19 protein-coding genes are annotated in these 18,524 nt (G+C 63.5%); 12 read left to right on the plus strand and 7 right to left on the minus strand.

Going from position 1 to position 18,524, the window contains the following annotated elements; translation table 11 throughout:
- Positions 1–666 (plus strand): hypothetical protein (locus KAY22_RS13075; protein ID WP_296623895.1); only part of this gene is annotated, 666 nt, incomplete at its 5' end.
- 43 nt (positions 667–709) lie between these two features.
- Positions 710–1,192: a hypothetical protein gene (locus KAY22_RS13080; RefSeq protein WP_296623896.1), complete on the plus strand. Its 483-nt coding sequence runs from the start codon at positions 710–712 to the stop codon at positions 1,190–1,192.
- On the opposite strand, the gene KAY22_RS13085 is transcribed toward KAY22_RS13080, so the two are convergent.
- The 3 genes from KAY22_RS13085 to KAY22_RS13095 all read right to left on the minus strand — a co-directional run bounded on the left by KAY22_RS13085 (position 1,133) and on the right by KAY22_RS13095 (position 3,821).
- Complete coding sequence (locus KAY22_RS13085) at positions 1,133–1,519, minus strand: carboxylesterase family protein (protein ID WP_296623897.1); 387 nt, start codon at positions 1,517–1,519, stop codon at positions 1,133–1,135. The genes KAY22_RS13080 and KAY22_RS13085 overlap by 60 nt on opposite strands.
- A gap of 168 nt (positions 1,520–1,687) precedes the next feature.
- The gene (locus KAY22_RS13090; protein WP_296623898.1) at positions 1,688–3,073 is read right to left on the minus strand and encodes an SDR family oxidoreductase; all 1,386 of its coding nucleotides are present in this window, start codon (positions 3,071–3,073) and stop codon (positions 1,688–1,690) included.
- Positions 3,074–3,077: 4 nt separating this feature from the next.
- Complete coding sequence (locus KAY22_RS13095) at positions 3,078–3,821, minus strand: hypothetical protein (RefSeq protein WP_296623899.1); 744 nt, start codon at positions 3,819–3,821, stop codon at positions 3,078–3,080.
- A 164-nt stretch (positions 3,822–3,985) separates the two neighbouring features.
- On the opposite strand from KAY22_RS13095, the gene KAY22_RS13100 reads away from it, so the two are divergent.
- Positions 3,986–4,729, plus strand: coding sequence for a hypothetical protein (locus KAY22_RS13100; protein ID WP_296623900.1), 744 nt, complete (start codon positions 3,986–3,988; stop codon positions 4,727–4,729).
- 34 nt (positions 4,730–4,763) lie between these two features.
- Here the strand turns inward: KAY22_RS13100 and hisD are convergent, their stop codons facing one another.
- Positions 4,764–6,083 carry a histidinol dehydrogenase gene (gene hisD, locus KAY22_RS13105; RefSeq protein ID WP_296623901.1) on the minus strand — a complete coding sequence of 440 codons (1,320 nt, stop codon included), beginning with the start codon at positions 6,081–6,083 and terminating at the stop codon, positions 4,764–4,766.
- Positions 6,084–6,113: 30 nt separating this feature from the next.
- A complete protein-coding gene (locus KAY22_RS13110) occupies positions 6,114–6,980 on the minus strand; it encodes an isocitrate lyase/PEP mutase family protein (RefSeq protein ID WP_296623902.1) in 867 nt (288 codons plus the stop codon).
- Positions 6,981–7,130: 150 nt separating this feature from the next.
- Between KAY22_RS13110 and KAY22_RS13115 the strand changes: the two genes are divergently transcribed.
- On the plus strand, positions 7,131–8,351 hold the full coding sequence (locus KAY22_RS13115) for an MFS transporter (RefSeq protein ID WP_296623903.1): 1,221 nt from the start codon (positions 7,131–7,133) through the stop codon (positions 8,349–8,351).
- A gap of 4 nt (positions 8,352–8,355) precedes the next feature.
- Here the strand turns inward: KAY22_RS13115 and KAY22_RS13120 are convergent, their stop codons facing one another.
- Entirely contained in the window at positions 8,356–9,153 is a 798-nt protein-coding gene (locus KAY22_RS13120) for a helix-turn-helix domain-containing protein (RefSeq protein ID WP_296623904.1), read from the minus strand.
- A gap of 157 nt (positions 9,154–9,310) precedes the next feature.
- On the opposite strand from KAY22_RS13120, the gene KAY22_RS13125 reads away from it, so the two are divergent.
- The 7 genes from KAY22_RS13125 to KAY22_RS13155 are packed head-to-tail and all read left to right on the plus strand — an operon-like array spanning position 9,311 to position 15,701.
- Positions 9,311–10,504, plus strand: a complete 1,194-nt coding sequence (locus tag KAY22_RS13125; RefSeq protein WP_296623905.1) for an NAD(P)/FAD-dependent oxidoreductase — start codon at positions 9,311–9,313, stop codon at positions 10,502–10,504.
- Positions 10,501–11,289, plus strand: coding sequence for an arylmalonate decarboxylase (locus KAY22_RS13130; protein WP_296623906.1), 789 nt, complete (start codon positions 10,501–10,503; stop codon positions 11,287–11,289). Before KAY22_RS13125 ends, KAY22_RS13130 begins: the two co-directional genes overlap by 4 nt.
- A 2-nt stretch (positions 11,290–11,291) precedes the next feature.
- On the plus strand, positions 11,292–12,038 hold the full coding sequence (locus KAY22_RS13135) for a hypothetical protein (protein WP_296623907.1): 747 nt from the start codon (positions 11,292–11,294) through the stop codon (positions 12,036–12,038).
- The gene (locus tag KAY22_RS13140; RefSeq protein ID WP_296623908.1) at positions 12,038–13,060 is read left to right on the plus strand and encodes an alcohol dehydrogenase catalytic domain-containing protein; all 1,023 of its coding nucleotides are present in this window, start codon (positions 12,038–12,040) and stop codon (positions 13,058–13,060) included. The genes KAY22_RS13135 and KAY22_RS13140 overlap by 1 nt, the downstream gene beginning before the upstream one ends.
- 4 nt (positions 13,061–13,064) lie before the next feature.
- Entirely contained in the window at positions 13,065–14,465 is a 1,401-nt protein-coding gene (gene leuC / locus KAY22_RS13145) for a 3-isopropylmalate dehydratase large subunit (RefSeq protein WP_296623909.1), read from the plus strand.
- Positions 14,462–15,058 (plus strand): 3-isopropylmalate dehydratase small subunit, encoded by a 597-nt coding sequence (gene leuD / locus KAY22_RS13150; protein ID WP_296623910.1) that lies wholly within the window; start codon positions 14,462–14,464, stop codon positions 15,056–15,058. Before leuC ends, leuD begins: the two co-directional genes overlap by 4 nt.
- A gap of 10 nt (positions 15,059–15,068) precedes the next feature.
- Positions 15,069–15,701 carry an isochorismatase family protein gene (locus KAY22_RS13155; RefSeq protein ID WP_296623911.1) on the plus strand — a complete coding sequence of 211 codons (633 nt, stop codon included), beginning with the start codon at positions 15,069–15,071 and terminating at the stop codon, positions 15,699–15,701.
- On the opposite strand, the gene KAY22_RS13160 is transcribed toward KAY22_RS13155, so the two are convergent.
- The gene (locus KAY22_RS13160) at positions 15,688–15,825 is read right to left on the minus strand and encodes a hypothetical protein (RefSeq protein WP_296623912.1); all 138 of its coding nucleotides are present in this window, start codon (positions 15,823–15,825) and stop codon (positions 15,688–15,690) included. The two genes, KAY22_RS13155 and KAY22_RS13160, sit on opposite strands and share 14 nt — an antisense overlap.
- A gap of 310 nt (positions 15,826–16,135) precedes the next feature.
- Here KAY22_RS13160 and KAY22_RS13165 point away from each other — a divergent pair, with 310 nt between their 5' ends.
- Positions 16,136–18,466 carry a TonB-dependent receptor gene (locus tag KAY22_RS13165; RefSeq protein ID WP_296623913.1) on the plus strand — a complete coding sequence of 777 codons (2,331 nt, stop codon included), beginning with the start codon at positions 16,136–16,138 and terminating at the stop codon, positions 18,464–18,466.
- The last annotated feature ends 58 nt before the right edge of the window (positions 18,467–18,524 follow it).

The raw sequence follows: 18,524 nt of genomic DNA on the forward strand, positions 1-18,524 counted from the left end.
ACCCCGCTCGGTAATCTGGGCCACCGCATCACGCTTGAACTCATCGCTGAAATTGGGCTTCCCCATCGTCGCCTCCTGTCCTCAAAATTAGGATGGAAGGCGTCCAGAAATCTAGGGGCTACTCAGTTTGGCAAACGCTTTGGTGCGAAATTGAAGCAGCAGATGGAAGCAGCCGGAATTTGGCGACCGAGTGAACTGGTTCGAATTTCTTATTCCGACCGATACCTCAACGCGCCTTTGCCGATGCTTTTGTTTCTTCGAACCTGTGAAGCTCTCGCGTCAGAGCTTCATGCCACCACGGCCGAAGTCCATGTTATAGTGCAATCGTTGAAAAAGGACCGTATTCCCAACCGAATTTTCAGCGACTGGTATCTTGAAGAGGACCGAGAGGATGTCGCCCAGATTTTGGGGACAAAGCTTGGACTCTCCGTCTCTCTCAAAGCAATTGACCGCACTATCCACGGGCGGAAGATGGAATTGGAATACACTGACGGGAGCAAAGCCATCATTCTGCTCGATCAGGGTTTCGGCTATTGGCGTATCGCGGGAAGCCTACCGTGGTACGACTTCAGGGCTGCGCCTGCTGCACAGGCACTTGAGCTCTACAAGTTGCGCGCTTCGGTTGCAGGGCTAGGAGAAAGCTATTTTGCAATCACCAAGCAATGACAACCGAACGCATCGTTTCGGCCCCGACCTAGACGTTGCACGTGTGTCGCAGGCAGCCCTGAGGGCGGGCTTCGGCCTTGCTTCGCGTGACGTGGTGCTGTTGGTACCCGAGGGAATTGAGGATGCCGTCGAGGACGACGCCGTCGCCTGGACAGGTGTCAATGAATGTGGATTGGCCATGCTTGTGGTCGATTTACCGCAGGTGGCAGACGAACCATATCACGGTGATTTCGACCTGGCTGCAATCAGGGCATATGAAGCCCAGCGTAGCTGGCCCTCTTATACCGACCAGATTTCTGTTGCGGTACCATTGGTTGGTGAGCGCCTAGACATCAGCTCCGGGGAAGTGCGGGCCCTGTTACGAGCGCCGGACAATGGGTTCGAAATAATCGTTCGCATCGAATCTCTGGGTTTAGGGCGGGCCGGAGCCATTGAGATAATCGCGCATCAGCCCATTCGCGCTGAATCACTGGAAATGGCGATGAAGGTGGTGGCTCGTGGGGTCCCGATGAACGCACACGGCTGAAATGGCGATCCTGAACTTTGGTCCACGCCGTGGTTCTCCTCGAGAAAGCAAAACCTCTTCTCTTCGTAACAAAACAACAGGCGCTTCGGACTCTGGCTGGGTGGATTGCGCCCGCCAGTTGCATGCATCGCCTAAGCGATGCGGCGCGGTCGGTCCTGGGACGGTTGCATTACGGATGCCATCCCATGCCGGCGCGGGCTCGGGTGGCGCGAATCTGCGCGCGCCGGTGGGGGAAGCCGCGTAGGGGATGCCGAGAAAGCGGCGCACGCCATTGATGGCTTCACCACGCACTTTGCCCGACTGCGTCGCCGCGATCACCTCTGCCATATCCTCTCCTCACCGTTGAGCAGCACGCGAAGTGCTGGCCGCCCAGCTTAGACCGGCGCAGGCGCCAAGCGATCAGCGATGATTTGCCGTTTGGCAATTAAGGCGTGCCGTACGGTGCCCCTTTGCAGTTCGTTCTCTCGCATCCGCCGCCGAACGACGACGAATGAATCAGGGAAAGCTGAGCTCGAGCCCGCCCGAAACCGTGATCGCCTGCCCGCTGATCGCGGCGGCAGCGTCGGACAGCAGGAAGGCGATCATTCCCGCAACATCCTCCGGCGATCCTACACGGCCGAGCGGTGTGCGCGGCTCGATCATGGCGCGGAAATTGGCGGCGCCCTCGACGCCCAGCGAATCGACCACGCTGTCGCTCCAGATGAAGCCGGGCTGCAGCGCGTTCACCCGAACGCCCGTGGTTGCGAACCGGCGAGCATAAGCGAGACTGAGCCCGATCATCGCCGCCTTCGAACCACCATAGGCCGAGGCACCATAGCCAGCACGGATTCCCGCTACCGACGCGATGTTGACGATCGCACCGCCGCCGCTTGCAGCGATCGGCTGGAGCGCTTCATCCATACCGTTGCGGGTGCCGCGATAGTTGATGTCGACGAGGAAGCCGAGATCGGCCTGGCTCAAGCTGGCGATCGTGCCGTTCTTCTGCTCGCCCGCATTGTTGACGAGGCCGTGGAGGGCACCGCGCGCCGTGACGATGGCCTTCGTCGCGGCCGCCCACGCCTCGCCACTGGTGACGTCGAGCGATATGGTCATGCCGTCGCCGCCTGCCGCACGCACCAGAGCGAGCGTCTCCTCGGCGAGATGCAGCTTGCGGCCGCCGACCGCGACGAAGGCGCCGAGCCGGCCCATCTCGACGGCGGTAGCGCGGCCGATACCCGAAGTAGCGCCCGTGATCAGGATCGTCTTTCCGTCGAGACGCGCCGAGGATCCGCCAATGGCCGCTCGCCCGTCGAGCATGATCTCGCCGCCCGTCATGAAACGGCTGCGCTCGTCGACCAGCAATTGCGTGGCCGCGCGAACATGCGCAGCGTCGGCGGATACCGGGAAGCCGAGCCGGTTCGACCGGAGGATCAGCCCCGCCTTGGCTGCGTCGAGCAGCGCCCCGGCCAATGCCCGTTCGACCCCGCTGGCGGCCGCCTCGAGTTCGGGCGCCCCGCCCGGTGCATCCGGCTCCGATATAAGATGTTGGACGAGCAGGGTCCCCTGCCCTCGCATCACCCGGTTCGCATTGCGCGCCGCGAGCCAGGCGGAATGAAGCGCGACTTCCGCCTTCACCTGGTCGAGGGCAGGATGCGGGCAATGGATATGCAGATCCAGCCCCCCGTCGGCGCCGACGCTCTCGGCGATCCTGTCCCAATCGCCCTCGATGGCACAGTCGGCGTCGATCAGTTCGGCGCCGGGCAAGGCGGCGAGCCGGGCGCGGATCTCTGCCGCGCAGTCGGGATCGACGGACAAGAGTATCCGATCGCGCCGTCCGGCAAGAATTTCGGCCGCGATCAGCCCGAAGCGGGTACCGGCATGCGTGACCAGAGCAGTCGCCATCGCTTCAAAACCCTATCGACGCGCCGAAATTGACATAGAGCAGCGTCTCGCCTGCGGTCGCGAGCGGGCTGATCACCTCGTCCGGTGGATAGAAGAAATAGGCGTGACGCGGCCCCATCGCTCCTCCGTCGACCGCGAGGCCGCCTTCCATCACGAACATCTCGACATAGGTGGGCAGACTGCGCGTTCGGCTTGCCCAGCCCGCCGGAAGCTTGACGAGGGCGCTCCCCTCACCGGTCTCCGGGTCGGCGCTCAGCACACAGATCTCGGCCGCGCTGCCCAGGAAAGCGCCCGCTGCCCATCCCTTGTCTGCAACGGGGTCGCGCATCGCCACGGGCGTTCGAGGCGGACTCGCGCCCTCGACCGTATAGAGGTCGGTCTTGGCTGGCTCGGGCACGAAGTTGAAGTCGAGATCACGGCCGACCCGCGAGAGGAACAGCGATTCCGCCCGGATAGCGCTCTTGAAACCATGGACGGTCATCGGCGGATGGAACACATAGGTACCGGGCTTCACCCAGAGCCGGCTGTCGAAACTGAAATCGCCCTCGACGCCGAGTATTTCCTCATAGGTATGATGGAAATGGGCCACCTTGGGGGTTTCATAGCCGTCAGCGGGGCAAAGCCTCTGCAGGGCGGTGCGCGCGCCCGTCTCGGGGTCGCGGCTCAAAAGCTTGCTGTAGAGTCCGGCAGGTCCGAGCGGCGCCCAGTCCATCGCATCGACATCCAGAGCCTCGATCCGCGGCCGCATGGCAAATCTCCCTTCCTTCGGACGCGGGGACCTTATCACCGAAGCGCAACCGCGACAGAACAACCGCGAGTTTTTTCGCCACGCGAGGGTTCGTCCGGAGGGGGTCGCCATTTGCCGGGCGCGCGCGCATGGACGGACTCCAGCAAGCGAAGCGAGACCCTGCGGTGAACGAGACACTTCGGATCGACATTTCGGAATGCCGGCATGATCACCAGATCGCGGTCGAGCCCTTCGAAATGTGGGGCGCTGCGCCTGCGCTTCTGCGCCCCCTGCGAACACTCGATGACGGATCGCTGCGCAGCGGTCTCGTCACGCTGCCCACAGGATGGAGCGGTGTCGCGGGCGCTGCGCCGCTGACCCAGATCTACGTTTGTTCCGGCACCTTCGAGATCGGGGGGCGCGCTCTTTCGGCCGGCGCGTGGATCGTGATCGGAGGCGGGCACCAGGCCTCCTGCGGGTCGGAAGAGGGCTGTGAACTGATCGTGATCCTCGACGCGCCGTCTGCGGCGACCGCAACTCGCAAGCCTACCTTCCTGGTCAACGACGATGTTTTCGCGATCGAGCCCTTCACCCCGGTTATCGGCGGCAAGCCGTTCGCGGGATTCGAGCGGCGCGTGCTCTGGCTCGATCCACTGACCGGCGCCGATACGCGCCTGCTCCGCGTGCCGGGGGGCTTCGTCGGCGGGGGCCCCAATTGGCATCCCGTCCACGAGGAGATTTTCTGCCTCGAAGGGGACATCCAGCCCGACGAGAGCCGGCCGATGGGCGCAGGCTCGTTCCTCTGGAACCCGGCCTTTGCCATCCATGGCTTCGCCGAACGGAGCGTGGGCGGATGCCTGTTGCTGGAATGGCATGACGGACCATGGTCGATCACATTGGAGCCGGACGCCAAACGGCCCGCAATATAGGCGGACCCGGCCTTCCGACCGGGTCCTTGGCGGTTCAGGCGGTCACCGGCTCGGCGCGACCGGCGTAAGGCACATCGCGCCCGCCATGGCGACGAACGCGGATGTTCGCCTGCTCGCCATGACCCGCGAACCCCTCCAGCGCGCAGAGCCGCGAGCAATATTCGCCGACGAGGGTCGATGCCTCGTCGGTCAGGACCTTCTGATAGGTGCAGGTCTTCAGGAACTTTCCGACCCACAGACCACCGGTGTAGCGCGCCGCCTTGCCGGTCGGCAGCGTGTGGTTCGTCCCGATCACCTTGTCACCATAGGAAACGTTGGTGCGGTGACCGAGGAACAGCGCGCCGTAATTGGTCATGTTGTCGAGGAAATAGTCGGGGTCGGCCGTCATCACCTGGACATGCTCCGACGCGATCTCGTCGGCGATGCGAACCATCTCCTCGTCGCTTTCGGCGACGATCACTTCGCCATAATCTTCCCAGGCGCGACGCGCATGGGGCGCCGTCGGCAGGATGGTCAGCAGGCGCTCGATCTCGGCCATGGTCTCGCGCGCCAGCGCCTCGGACGTGGTGAGCAGAATCGCCGGGCTGTCCGGGCCATGTTCGGCCTGTCCGAGAATGTCCGTCGCGCAGAGTTCGCCATCGACGCTCTCGTCGGCGATGACCAGCGTCTCGGTAGGCCCGGCGAAGAGATCGATCCCGACCTTGCCGTACAGCTGACGCTTGGCTTCGGCCACGAAGGCGTTGCCCGGACCGACGAGGATGTCGACCGGCGCGATCGACTGCGTTCCCAACGCCATCGCGCCGACGGCCTGGATGCCGCCGAGTACATAGATTTCGTCGGCACCGGCCATTACCTGTGCGGCGACGATCGCGGGTGCCGGACGGGCCTGGAACGGCGGTGCGCAGCTGATCACGCGGGGAACGCCCGCAACCTTGGCCGTAATGACCGACATGTGCGCAGAAGCGAGCAACGGATATTTGCCGCCGGGAACGTAGCATCCGGCCGCGTTGACCGGGATATTCTTATGCCCCAGCACGACGCCGGGCATCGTCTCGACCTCGACGTCCTTCATGCTCTCGCGCTGGATCCGCGCGAAATTGCGCACCTGCGCCTGGGCGAACTCGATGTCCTTGAGATCCTGAGAAGTCAGCTGATCGATGCACTCCTGCTTTTCCCGGTCGGACAGCAGAAAGGATTCGGGCGACCAGTTGTCGAACTTCTGCGAAAGCTCTCGCACCGCCGCATCGCCACGCGCGGCAATGTCGGCCAAGGTGCGTTCCACCGTTTCGCGAACGCCTGCATCGATCGCCTTCTTCTCGGCAGCCTTTGCGCCACGCTTGAGCCAGATAGCCATGTCGGTAAACTCCAGGATGGAAATCAGTTTTCAGGCTTCGGGTCGCGCCCATTTGCGCTCGAACGCCCACACGTCTTCGAACCCGATCAACGAGCAGAAGCGCTGGAAATCGAACAGTCGCCGTTCGCCACCCGAACCGTCGCCGCCCTTGAGCGCACGGAGCGCGTCTTCGACGGCAGCGGCGGAGACGAGGCTGGCCAAGGCCGGAAAGATCGCGAGCGAGAAGCCGATCTCTTCCAGCCGCTCGGGCGGCAGGATCGGAGTGACGCCGCCCGACGCCATGTTCGCGAGGACGGGCGTGTCGACGCCGGCGCAGAAGATCCGCATCTGCTCTTCGCTCGCCAGCGCTTCAGGAAACAGAATGTCCGCACCAGCTTCGGCATAGGCATCCATCCGACGGCGGAGGCCGTCGAAACCCTCGCTCTGGATGGCGTCCGTGCGCGCGATCACGAGGAAATTGGAATCGCCTCGCGCGTCCACGGCGACCTTGATCTTCTCGACCATGTCCTCGATGGGGACGATGCGCTTGTAGGGCGTATGCCCGCACTTCTTCGGGAACTGCTGATCCTCGATCTGGATCGCCGTAACGCCGGCCGCTTCATAGGCGCGAACGGTATGGTGGACGTTCAGAAGGCCGCCATAGCCGGTATCGGCGTCGGCGATGACCGGCGCGTTGGAGCTGGCGACCAGGGTCGCCATCCGATCGGTCATCTGCGTGACCGAGGCTATGCCGGCGTCTGGCAAGCCATAAGCCGAAGCGGTGAGCCAGTACCCGCTGCCATAGACGGCGTCGAACCCGATTTCGCGCGCAATAGTCGCTGTGATCATGTCCTGAATGCCAGGCGCCACGACGAACCGGCCAGCCTGCAGCATTTCGGACAGTCTTGGGTCGGCCATCTCAATCTCCTCGATCCGGCAGTTAATCGGACGGCAGCCCCGCTCAACCCGACGATGCAGTGGCGTTCGCCTAGCGAAAGAAAGGATCGGGATACTGTCCCCAGCCCGGCATCGCCCTAATGTGAGCGCGATGGTAGGATGGGCGGCACTATGACGATGCAGAGCGGGACCGATCGGCGCGGATGGACTTTGGTCTGCGGCCTCCTGCTGGTCATGACCATCTGCCACGGGACGATCAGTTCGGGACTGCCCACGCTCGACAAGGCATTGCTTGCCGAACTCGGCATTTCCCGAGGCGATCTCAAGTTACGCGAGACGATCTTTCTTATCTCCTCCGGCCTTGCCGGACTCGGGATCGGCATCCTCACCCGCTACGTCGCTCCGCGGCGCGTGGTGATCGCAGGTCTGCTGCTTTTGGGCGCGACGCTGTACGCCTACAGCAAGGCTACCAGCATCGGACAGATATACGCTCTCTACATCTTGTTCGGACTGTGCTTCGCCAGCGCACATGTCGTGATCATCGTCCTGCTGATCCGCGAGCGTTTCGAAACACGCCGCGCCTTCGCCACATCTGTCGCGCTGTCGGGCACCAGCATCGGAGCCTCGCTGTTTCCGCCACTGATGGTTCTCGCTCAGGAGCATATGGGCTGGCGCCACCTTCTCGCCTCGCTCGCGATCGTCCCGCTCCTGATCCTGCCGCTGGCGGCTTTTCTGCTTCGTCCGCCCAGCGACCGCATCGAAGCGACGGGCGAAGAATCTGAACGCCCCGTATCGACGGTCTCTACGCCGCGCAGCTCGCTTGGCGTCACGCTGCTGATCATCGCGACCTTCGGCACCTTCTTCGGATCGACGGCCTTCCTCCTCAACCTGTTCCTGCATCTTCAGGATATTGGGCTGAGCCCGCGCACTGCGGCGGGCGGCATGACGCTGGTGTTCACGCTGGGCCTGGTCGGCAAGGTGCTGGTGGGTGCGGCAGCGGAGCGCTGGGGTGTTCAGACCGTCTGGTCGACGCAACATGCGCTGCTGCTGGGCGGCGCAGTCCTTCTTACTCTCGGCAAGCCTGCCTTCGCCTGGCCTGGCCTGGCCCTGCTCGGGCTCGGCTGGGCGGGCTGCTATGTGCTGACCCAGGTCGTTATCGCGGACTTTTTCGCCGGACCGAAGCTCGGGCAACTCACCGGCTGGTTCATCGTGCTGGAAGCCGTGGGCTCGGGTTGCGGCGTCTGGATGGCCGGCATGTTTTACGACCGCTTCGGCAGCTACCAGCAGGGCTTCGCACTGTGCTGCGCGATGATCGTGATCGCCCTGGCGGCAGGCCTGCTGTTTCGGAGGGAAGCCATGTCCCTTCGGCGGCGAGCAGCGGCCAAAGCCTGAGGCACTACTCGCGGGCCATCTCCTCGCCGATTGCCCTGGAGCACTCCTTCAGCGGATCGATGAAACGCTTGATGGCATCCGGGATCGAAAGCGCATTGGCAAAGAACACCATGGTGAGCGCCCCCAGGAGTCTATCGCCTTCGAATATCGGCACCGCAATCGAAGAGGTCTTTCCGGGATTGGCCGAATATTGGGTCCGCGTCACCGCTGCATAGCCCTGTTGCCGGATCTTGGCTGTCGCCTCGCCGCTTTCGAATTCCCGAAGCGTCAGCTTGTCGACACCGCGCTGGTTGGCCCGATAGGCCTTGATCAGTTCCTCTTGCTCCTCGGGCGACGCAAAGGCGAAATAGACGCGCCCGGATGACGATGGAAGCAGGGGCACCTGCCAGCCGGGATAGTAGTTGTTGAAGGTCAGCGAAGTCAGCGCACTGGTCGAATCCCGCACCACCATCGCCTGCCCTACCCGCGTGACGACGCTGATCGGCCAGTCGATCAGGCGGGTGAGCCGCGTGATATGGGGCCGCGCGATACTGACCAGGCGGTCATGATTCTGGAAACCGCACGACAAGGTCTGGATCAGCGCGGTGGGCCGATAGCGCTTGCGGGAGGGTTCGCGTTCGATCAGCCGCTCTTCGAGCAATGTCCGAACGATGCGAAACGCTGTCGGGTGCGGGATCTGCGCATTTTCGGCAATCTCGGTGAGGGTCAGCGCACCGTGGCGGTTGATCGCCTGCATCACGGCGATGGCGCGGCTGATCGCACGAATGGATCCGCCCTTTTCGGGGCTTTCTTCGTCTTCCATGCTGCGAACGTCCGCGCGCGACGCTTGCAAGTCAAGCGCAGAGAAAAGCGCGCCGAAGCGGTTTCATCAGGTGAACAAACGCAGCAAGCGATTGGCTAAATCGGATGGCAAGGTGCCAATGTGGCGACGTGATCGATAAGAGGTGAGTGACCCAAAGATGCGTAGAGTCGAAGTGCTGGTGATAGGGGCCGGCCCCGTCGGGACGGTGTGCGCCGCGCGACTGGCTTCTCAGGGATTGTCGGTGATGCTGTGCGAAGAGCAGTCGACCTGCGCGCATGATTTGCGCGCCTCGACGTTCCACGCAGCCTCGCTCGAGATGCTCGACGAGATCGGCGCTGCCGAGCCGCTCATTGCCCAGGGGCTCAAGGCGCCCGTCTATCAATGGCGAGACCGGCAGAGCGGAGAACGGCTCGAGTTCGACCTGAGCGAAATTGCCGACAGAACCCGATATCCGTTCCGCCTCCAGTGCGAGCAATTCTACATGGCGAGCATGCTCGCAGACCGGCTGGCGCAAGACCCCAATGTCGAGTTGCTCTTCAACACACCGCTGATCGATGCACGTGATAATGGCGACGAGATCATCGCCCAGATCGAGCAGAATGGCGAGATCGTTGAGGTCGCAGCCAAGTTTCTGGTCGGAGCCGACGGCTCGCGATCGGTCGTGCGCAGGCTGATCGGCGCCGAGTTCGATGGCTTCACCTACGAAGAGAAATTCCTCAGCATCTCGACACAGTTCCCGATCGAGGACATCGTTCCCGACCTTTCCTATGTGAACTATATCTCCGACCCCGAGGAATGGCTGGTCCTGCTGCGCGTCCCGAAATTCTGGCGGGTACTCGTCCCCGCCGACGGCAATGCAACCAATGAGGAGCTTACCTCGGACGCCAAAGCGGCCGACGTATTCCGACGACTCCTCGGAGACCAACCGGTCGAATCCGATTATCGTCAGATATATCGCGTCCATCAGCGCGTCGCCGACCGGTTCCGCAAGGGACGCATGGCGATCATCGGCGATGCTGCGCATCTCAACAGTCCGATGGGTGGCTTCGGCATGAACAGCGGCATCCACGATGCGTGGAACCTAGCCGACAAGATCCACCGCATCCTGCGCAAGGGCGGCGACGCCGGCCTGCTCGATCTGTTCGAGCGCCAGCGGCGAACGGTTACGCACAGTTTCATTCAGGCCCAGACGATCGAGAACATGGCTCTGATGGAACAGGGCGCCGACGAGGTGACGAAACAGCGGCGCCAGCGCATGGCGGCCATTCATGCGGATCCCGATCTGCGCCGGCAGTATATGCTGCGCCAGGCGATGTTTGAGAGCCTCGAAGAAGCGGAGAGCGTCCAGTGACCGATTTGCGCATCGCCCCCCCCATTCAGCGTTCCAACCGGGACGTTCTCGGCTACCGCCTCAAATTCGGTGTGCTCGGCCCATCGACCAACACCGTCGTGCAGCCGGACTTCGACGATCTGCGCCCTGCGGGGGTGACCAACCACTACAGCCGTATCGTCGTCGACAACGCGAAGGCGGTGTCGAACGAGAGCTTCATGGCTGGCGCCTGGGAGATCAGCAACAACACCATCGATGCGGTGAAGGGCGTGCTCACCTGCGCGCCCGACTATCTGGTGATGGGCATGTCTGCGGTCACCTTCTTCGGCGGAGCCGAAGGAGCGGTGAAGTGGCGCCAGGACGTTGAACGGGTTTCCGGCCTGGGCGTCTCCACCGGTTCCGAAGCCGTCGTCGCGGCACTGAAGGCCTATGGTCCGAACATCCGCAAGGTCGCGTTCTTTTCGCCTTATTATCCGACCGCCAACACCGAAGTCCGCAACTTCCTGTCGGACCACGGTTATGAAACCGTGCGCGACATCCCGCTGCAATGCCCGTCCTGGCTCGCCATAGCCGAGCAGACGCCGCAGACCATCCGCGACACGTTTCGTGCACTGGACGGTGACGACGTCGACGCCCTTATACAATGTGGCACCAATGTTTCGGCCATGAGGATCGCCGCCGCAGCTGAGCTGTGGCTGGGCAAGCCGGTGATCGCCATCAACACCGCAACCTATTGGCACGCCCTGCGTGCAAACGGCGTGATGGATCGCAAGGAGGGCTTCGGCCGCCTTATGGAGGAGTTCTGATCATGGGTGTCATGCGCAAGACCGAATATCCGCTGCAGAGGATCCGCGCTTCCGAGATGCCATGGGAGCCGCTTGGCACGCACGGCCTGCGTCGGCGCCTGCTCGGTCTCGATGCAGCGACCGGTCATGTGACCTCGATCGTGGGGATTCCGGAAAACTGGCGCGGCGGCGGCGTCGCCCATTATCATGATGCGGTCGAGGAAGTGTACATGCTCGAGGGTTCCGTGACGCTCGACGATGTTCATTACTGGAAACAGGGCGACTATTTCTATCGCCCCGCGCGCATCGTCCACGGCCATGACGAAAAGTCGCATATCGGCGCCATGGCGCTGACCCGCAGCGACGGCATACTCGTCCTCAATCTGGTTCACGAACCAGCCGAGCCGATCGAATATCCCCTGCCCGGCGCGCACGACCCGCGTGGACATGTGTTCAGCCTTTCGGTGGCGGACGTCGTCGCCAAGGCCGATCCCGCCTTCCCTGCCGAATGGCGCATCAAGACGCTGAGCGCCGACCCGGAATCGGGCGCGCGGACCGTCATCGCCGAGGTGCCGGCGGGCTGGCACGGTACCGCAGCTGCGCTCGGTACGGAGTGGGAAGCCTTCATCCTGAGCGGATCGATCGACGGCGCCGCCGGCGACTTCGTACCCCAGGACTATACGACCGGAGACGTCGACACCCCCCTGCTTGGCGCAACATGCTCCGAACCGGGTTGCACCATCCTGATCTGGCAGTTCGCGCGTCCGTGATGCGCGCGGCCCGCCTGCACGGTCCAGCCGATCTGCGCATCGACAAGGTTCCGGTGCCCGTGCCGGGGCCGGGCGAAGTGCTCGTGCGCGTCCTGGCCTATTCGCCCTATGGCACCTGCCTCGGCGTCTATCACAATCGAGGCGGCCGCTATGTGGCGAACTATCCGATCGGCATCGGTGCAGATTTCTCGGCAGAAATAGCGGCACTGGGCCCCGATGTATCGGGCTTCACGGTCGGTCAGCGGGTAACCGCGCAATCGCTCGACAATTGCGGCACCTGCGCGAATTGCATGGTCGGGCGCACGAACCTGTGCCTTTCCCCGGATCTTGGCCGCTATGTGCGCCAGGTCTGTGCTCAGGACTTCACCCTGGTCTCTGCGCGAAAGCTCTGCGCGATGCCCGAGGGCGTAAGCGACGAAGCGGGTGCGATGCTCACCGGCGTGGTCGATGCGCTGAATGCTTTCGACAAGCTGGGACTGCCCGAAGGATCGACAGTTGCGATCCTTGGGGTCGGCGCGATGGGACAGGGTGCGATCGCCACGGCCCGCGCGATCGGACTGGTGCCGGTAGCGATCGGGGGGCGGGGGGCCAAGGTGGCCATGGCCGTCGCCGTGGGCGCAGAGCGCGTCTTCGGCATTTCCGCGCATGGCGAGGACATATCGGCCTCCGTGCTGGAAACCTTCCCCAATGGCTTTGCCGGCGTCGTCGAAACCTCGGCCAGCGACTGGGGCATGGCGCAGGCCTTCAAGATCGCGGCGCCCGGAGCAGTAGTGGCGCTGACCGGCGGCGGCGCGCTCCCGGTCACGAACTGGGACATCGTCAACCGGGAGTTGCGCGTAGTCGGTGTGCGCGGCGGCCCGGACCAGGCGGGCGCCCTGCGGCTGATCGCCGAAGGCAGGATCGACTTGTCTCCCACCATATCAGCCCGCTTTCCGCTGGAGCAGATCGGGGAAGCCTTTGCGCTCCTCACCGGCGAGGGCGCCAAGGACGTCGGTCGGGTCATCATTAGAGTCGCTGCCTAGTCCGATGAGCCCGCGCACACTTTACGACAAGCTCTGGGACTCCCACGTCGTGACGGACATGGGAGATGGGTCCGCCCTGCTCTACGTCGACCGTCATCTTCTTCAGGAGGTGAGCACCCATCAGTCCTTCCTCGCGCTGCGTGATCGTGACCGACCCGCACGCCGCCCCGAGAGCAGCCTCGCCGTTCCGGACCACGCGGTGCCCAGCGACGGGCGCAGCGAGGCTCTGACCGGGCTCGCCGCGGCACAGGTTGCGCGGCTTGCGGACAATGCCCGTGACTTCGGCCTCCCCCATATCGCGCTCGACGATCCGCGACAGGGCATCGTGCATGTGATCGGGCCAGAACAGGGCTTCACCCTCCCCGGCATCACGCTTGCCTGCGGCGACAGCCACACCTCGACGCATGGCGCCTTCGGCGCGCTCGCCTTCGGCATCGGTGCCAGCGACTGCGCCACCGTCCTCGCGACGCAGTGCATCGTCCAGAAGCGCGCTAGGACGATGGAAGTCCGCATCGGCGGCGACCTCCCTGCCTGGGTCGGTGCCAAGGATGTCGCGCTCCACCTGATCGCCCGCTTCGGCGCGGGCTTCGGAACGGGGTACGCGATCGAGTATCGCGGGCGCGCTGTTTCGGCGATGTCGATGGCCGCGCGGATGACGCTGTGCAACATGACGATCGAGGCGGGCGCCCGCGTGGGCCTCGTCGCGCCAGACGAGACCACCTTCGCCTGGATCGAGGGACGCCCCTATGCGCCGAAGGGCGATGCCTTTCATGCCGCTGTCCAATGCTGGCGAACGCTGCCGAGCGACGATGGCGCGACCTATGATGCGTCATTGTCGGTGGACATATCCGACCTCGCTCCTCAGGTGACGTGGGGTACCAATCCGCAGGATGCCGGCGCGATCGACGGGCGCGTTCCCGATCCGGACATGGCACCCGACGATGCCGCCCGGGCCCAGCAGCGGCGCGCGCTCGATTATATGGGACTCGTTCCCGGCACGGCCTTTGCGGAAATTCCGATAGACCGCGTCTTCATCGGCAGTTGCACCAACGGTCGCATCGAGGACCTTCGCGAAGCGGCAAGGGTTGCGGCGGGTCGCCGCGTGGCTGCTCATGTGCGGGCCTTGGTCGTGCCCGGCTCAACCCCGGTCAAGCATCAGGCCGAAGCCGAGGGGCTGGACCGTATCTTCCGCGATGCCGGCTTCGAATGGCGCGAGGCGGGCTGCTCGATGTGCGTCGCCATGAACGAAGACAGGCTGGCGCCCGGCGAGCGATGCGCCTCCACGTCCAACCGCAATTTCGAAGGACGCCAGGGGCGCGGCGGCCGCACGCACCTGATGAGCCCGGCTATGGCGGCCGCGGCGGCGGTTTCCGGTCATCTCGTCGATGTGAGGCAGTTCGAATGAAACCGTTCGTCTCGCTCGAGGCTCCGGCGCTGCACCTGATCGAGGATCGGATCGACACCGACGTCCTGTTTCCGGCGCGCTTCCTGCTGATCATGGAGAAGGACGGGCTCGGCCGCTACCTCTGTTATGACCGGCGCTTCGACGCCGGGGATCACCCCGTACCCAACCCGATCGACCCCGCCCTGGCGGCGGGAGCGGGCATTTGGCTAGCCGGCAAAGATTTCGGCTGCGGATCAAGTCGCGAACAGGCCGTGTGGGCGCTGGCGGGGGCAGGCTTTTCCTGCGTGGTGGCGGAAAGCTTCGGAGAGATCTTTGCGGCCAATTGCCTGCGCAATGGCCTGCTCGCGATCAACCTGGATCGGGATAGCATCGACCAACTCGGCCGCGCGGCACGGGATGGCGTCCTGTGCGTCGATCTGCCGAGCCAGCGCATCGGGCGAGGCGAGCTCTCCATCGCGTTCGGGATCGATCCCTCCGCCAAGGAACGGCTGCTCAATGGCTGGGACGAGATCGACACGATAATGGCGCGCGCCTCGACCGACATAGACGCATTCGAGACCGCCCAGCGGTCGCGCCAGCCCTGGCTATATTGAGGAACACGCAATGAGCGACGATCTCTCCGAAAACTATGCCCGCGCCTTCGGACGCCGGGTCGGCTTCGGCGACCGGCTGGCGCTGATCGTGATCGACATGGTCGAGGGCTATTACAACCCCGACTGCGACCTTTACATGGGCTCCGACGCCTCGCTGTTGTCCGCGCTGCGTGTTCGCGAAGCGGCTCGGGCGGCGGGCGTGCCGGTGATCCTGACCAACGTCGTCTATCACCCGCTCGCGCTCGACGGCGGACGCTTCTTCGAAAAATCGAAGCCGCTGCGCTATTTCCTGCAGGGCAATCCCATGGCCGCCTGGCCGAAGGGGCTCGATCCCTACCCCGACGAGCTCATCGTATCGAAACAATATCCCAGCGCGTTTTTCGGTACGTCGCTGGCATCGACGCTGACATCGATGGGGGTGGACGGGGTTCTGCTGGCCGGCGTGTCGACCAGTGGCTGCGTGCGCGCGACCTGCGTCGACGCAATGTCGCACGGCTTCCGGACCAGCGTGATCGCAGATGCCTGCGGTGACCGTCACCCTGCCCCGCATGAAGCGAACCTGTTCGACATGAATGCCAAATATGCCGACGTGGTCAGCGAGGCCGAAGTGATCGCGCATCTGAGCCAACTCAGGGACGGCTGACGCTCAGCTTTTCCGTCCGCAAATCGATCTGCCCGTCACGCGCCGTCCAGTGGGTCCATCCACCGGCGACGGGAATATTGCGGCCTGCCTTCACGATATCGCCACGGTGCGGCGGGTCCGTCATTCAACCAAGACCCGTCCGCTTCACACCGGGAATCGGTGGCCAGAGTTTCGTCTTTCGTGGGTGCCAAGCCATCCAGTATGCCCCTCAAGCGCAGCCCCGTGCTTTGGCTTCCGACAATCTTTCCAGCGCCTCGTTTTGGCAGCACGAGGTTAAGCCTCTTGGAAGAAAATATAAAAAGCAGGCATCGGGGATAAATAGCGCGGAGTGGCGCAACATCTTATTTCACCAGCCGAACAGAATGCGTCATCTTTGTTGTGACAGTTCGGTTGCTCCGTAGCTTCGTTGCGGCAAGGCAGCGATGGGAGGGCTTATGCGCAAGAGGGAATATCTGGTCGGGGCGGCAACGCTTGCGATCGTCACAGGAACACCGAACGGCGCTTATGCGCAGACCGCTCCGACGGCAGCGGCCGAAGAGGGCACCGAGATCATCGTCACTGCGCGACGTCGCGCGGAGTCGTTGATCGACGTACCGATCGCGATCAACGCGCTGGGCGAAGGCAGCATCGTCGAAAAAGGCGTCAACTCGGTCGACAAGGTCGCGCAGCTGACCCCAGGTCTGCAGATGGACCGTGGCTTCTCGCCGGCCGAAATCCGGCCGAGCCTTCGCGGCATCGCGCTGACCGAAGGCCGCTCGAACGTTGCGATCATCGTCGACGGCGTCGACGTCACCGGCGTTTCGCTCAATACGATCCTCGGCGGATCCGGCGCGCAGACCGCCGCAGCGTTGATGGATCTTGAGCGGATCGAGGTCGTGAAGGGCCCGCAGACCGTCTATTTCGGCCGCAGCGCCTTCGCCGGCGCGATCCAGTTCATCAGCCGCGAGCCGTCCTTTACCCCCGGCGCCAAGGTCGATGGCGCTTTGGGTGATCGCGGACGCCGCGAAATCACCGCGCACATTACCGGACCGGTGATCGCCGACACGTTGGCGGTCAAGCTGTCGGGCACCTATCGCAACTTCAACGGCTATTATGAAAATCCGGGCGACGGCCGCAATCTCGGTGGCACGCGGACCTATGGCATGGGCGGCTCGGCCTTGCTGCAAACCGGCGCGCTGAAACTCAAGACACAGCTGAGCTACCTGCGCGACCATATCCAGCCCAATGCCGGCTACATCGCTCCGCGCGCCAACACGACGCTGTTCGGCGTCAACTATATCGGCGAAAAGGAGTTCGATCAGAGCCAGATCGGCATCTCCACCAACACCGACTATTATGGCTACAAGGCAAAAACCTGGCGCGGTGTGGTCAATGGCGAACTGGAGCTCGGCAGCGGGTTCACGCTGAACGCGATCACCGGCTACAACCGGACCAAGGGCAGCATCAAGCTCGACTTCGACAACAAGCCCGACAATGTGCCGACCGGAACCGTCACCAACGGCGTCCGCAACTGCGTGCCCGCGATCTGCGTCGGCATCTTCGACAGCGATACGTCGCTCCGGCAGCTCAGCCAGGAAGTCCGCCTGAACTATGACAGCGGCCCCTTCCATGCGCTCATCGGCGGCTATTATTTCGACGAGAACTACACCGAGGTTGATTATACCCGTTTCGTCGGTTCGCAGTCGTTCGTCACCGGCACCCGCGCCAACATTCCGGGTCGTCCGTCGTCGCTGTTCACCAACACCTATTCGGCATTCGGCTCGCTCGAATATGAGTTCGCGGATGCGCTCACTCTGACCGGCGAACTGCGCTACAACCACGAGAAGATCCGGGCCGAGGCGGCGACGCTGTTCAACGCCCTGAACTCCTCGGGTTCGGCGGCGATCAATTTCCGCGGCAAGACCAGCTTCGACGCCTGGCTGCCGCGCGTCAGCGCCCGCTACAAGATCACGCCCGACACCAACGTCTATGCGACGATCTCAAAGGGATCGAAGCCCGGCGGCTTCAACACCGGCGCCGTCGCCGATGCCGTCCGGCCTTTCGGGCAGGAAAAGATCTGGACCTACGAACTCGGGACAAAGGGCCGGTTCTTCGACCGTCGCCTGACGCTCGATGCGGCAGTGTATTACTCCGATTGGCGCAACATCCAGGTCACGACCGTGTGCTTCGGCCAGAACAGCCCGTTCGGTCCCGAGGCGCAATGCCCTGCCTTCCCGGGCATCACGACCAACTATATCATCAACGCCCGGAAGGCGACGGTGAAGGGTCTCGAACTGGGTGCGGCACTGAAGGCCACCGATTGGGTGACCTTCGACGTCAACTACGCCTACACGGACTCGAAGTATAAGGACTTCCTGGCCCGTGACGTGTTCCCGGCGGTGGCAGGCGCCATCCCGCGCCAGTTCGGCGGCAACCGCGTCCAATGGATTCCGAAGCACTCGATCAGCGGCTCGACCCGCTTCGAGGCCCCGGTCATGGAAGACGGAACCAAGGGCTTTCTGGAAGTCAGCGGCCGCTATCGTTCGGGCAAATATGTCCGCTTCGACAATCGCGTCCGGCTCGATGCCAAGGCGGTGTTCGACACCCAGTTCGGCCTGAAAGGCGACGGCTGGTCGGCATCGGTGTTCGTCGACAATATCTTCAACGATACCACCCCGGATTTCAGCCGCTATTATGGCAACTGGAACCCGAACCGGACGAACGGCGAATATATCGTCGCTCCGCCCAAGCGTGCCTTCGGCGTCCGCGCCAGCAAGGAGTTCTGATCGAGCTTACCGGCGGGGCGCATCGCCCCGCCGGATAGCCCGTTACACAGACCAGCCT

Source organism: Rhizorhabdus sp. (genome assembly GCF_018006725.1).
GTDB lineage: Bacteria > Pseudomonadota > Alphaproteobacteria > Sphingomonadales > Sphingomonadaceae > Rhizorhabdus.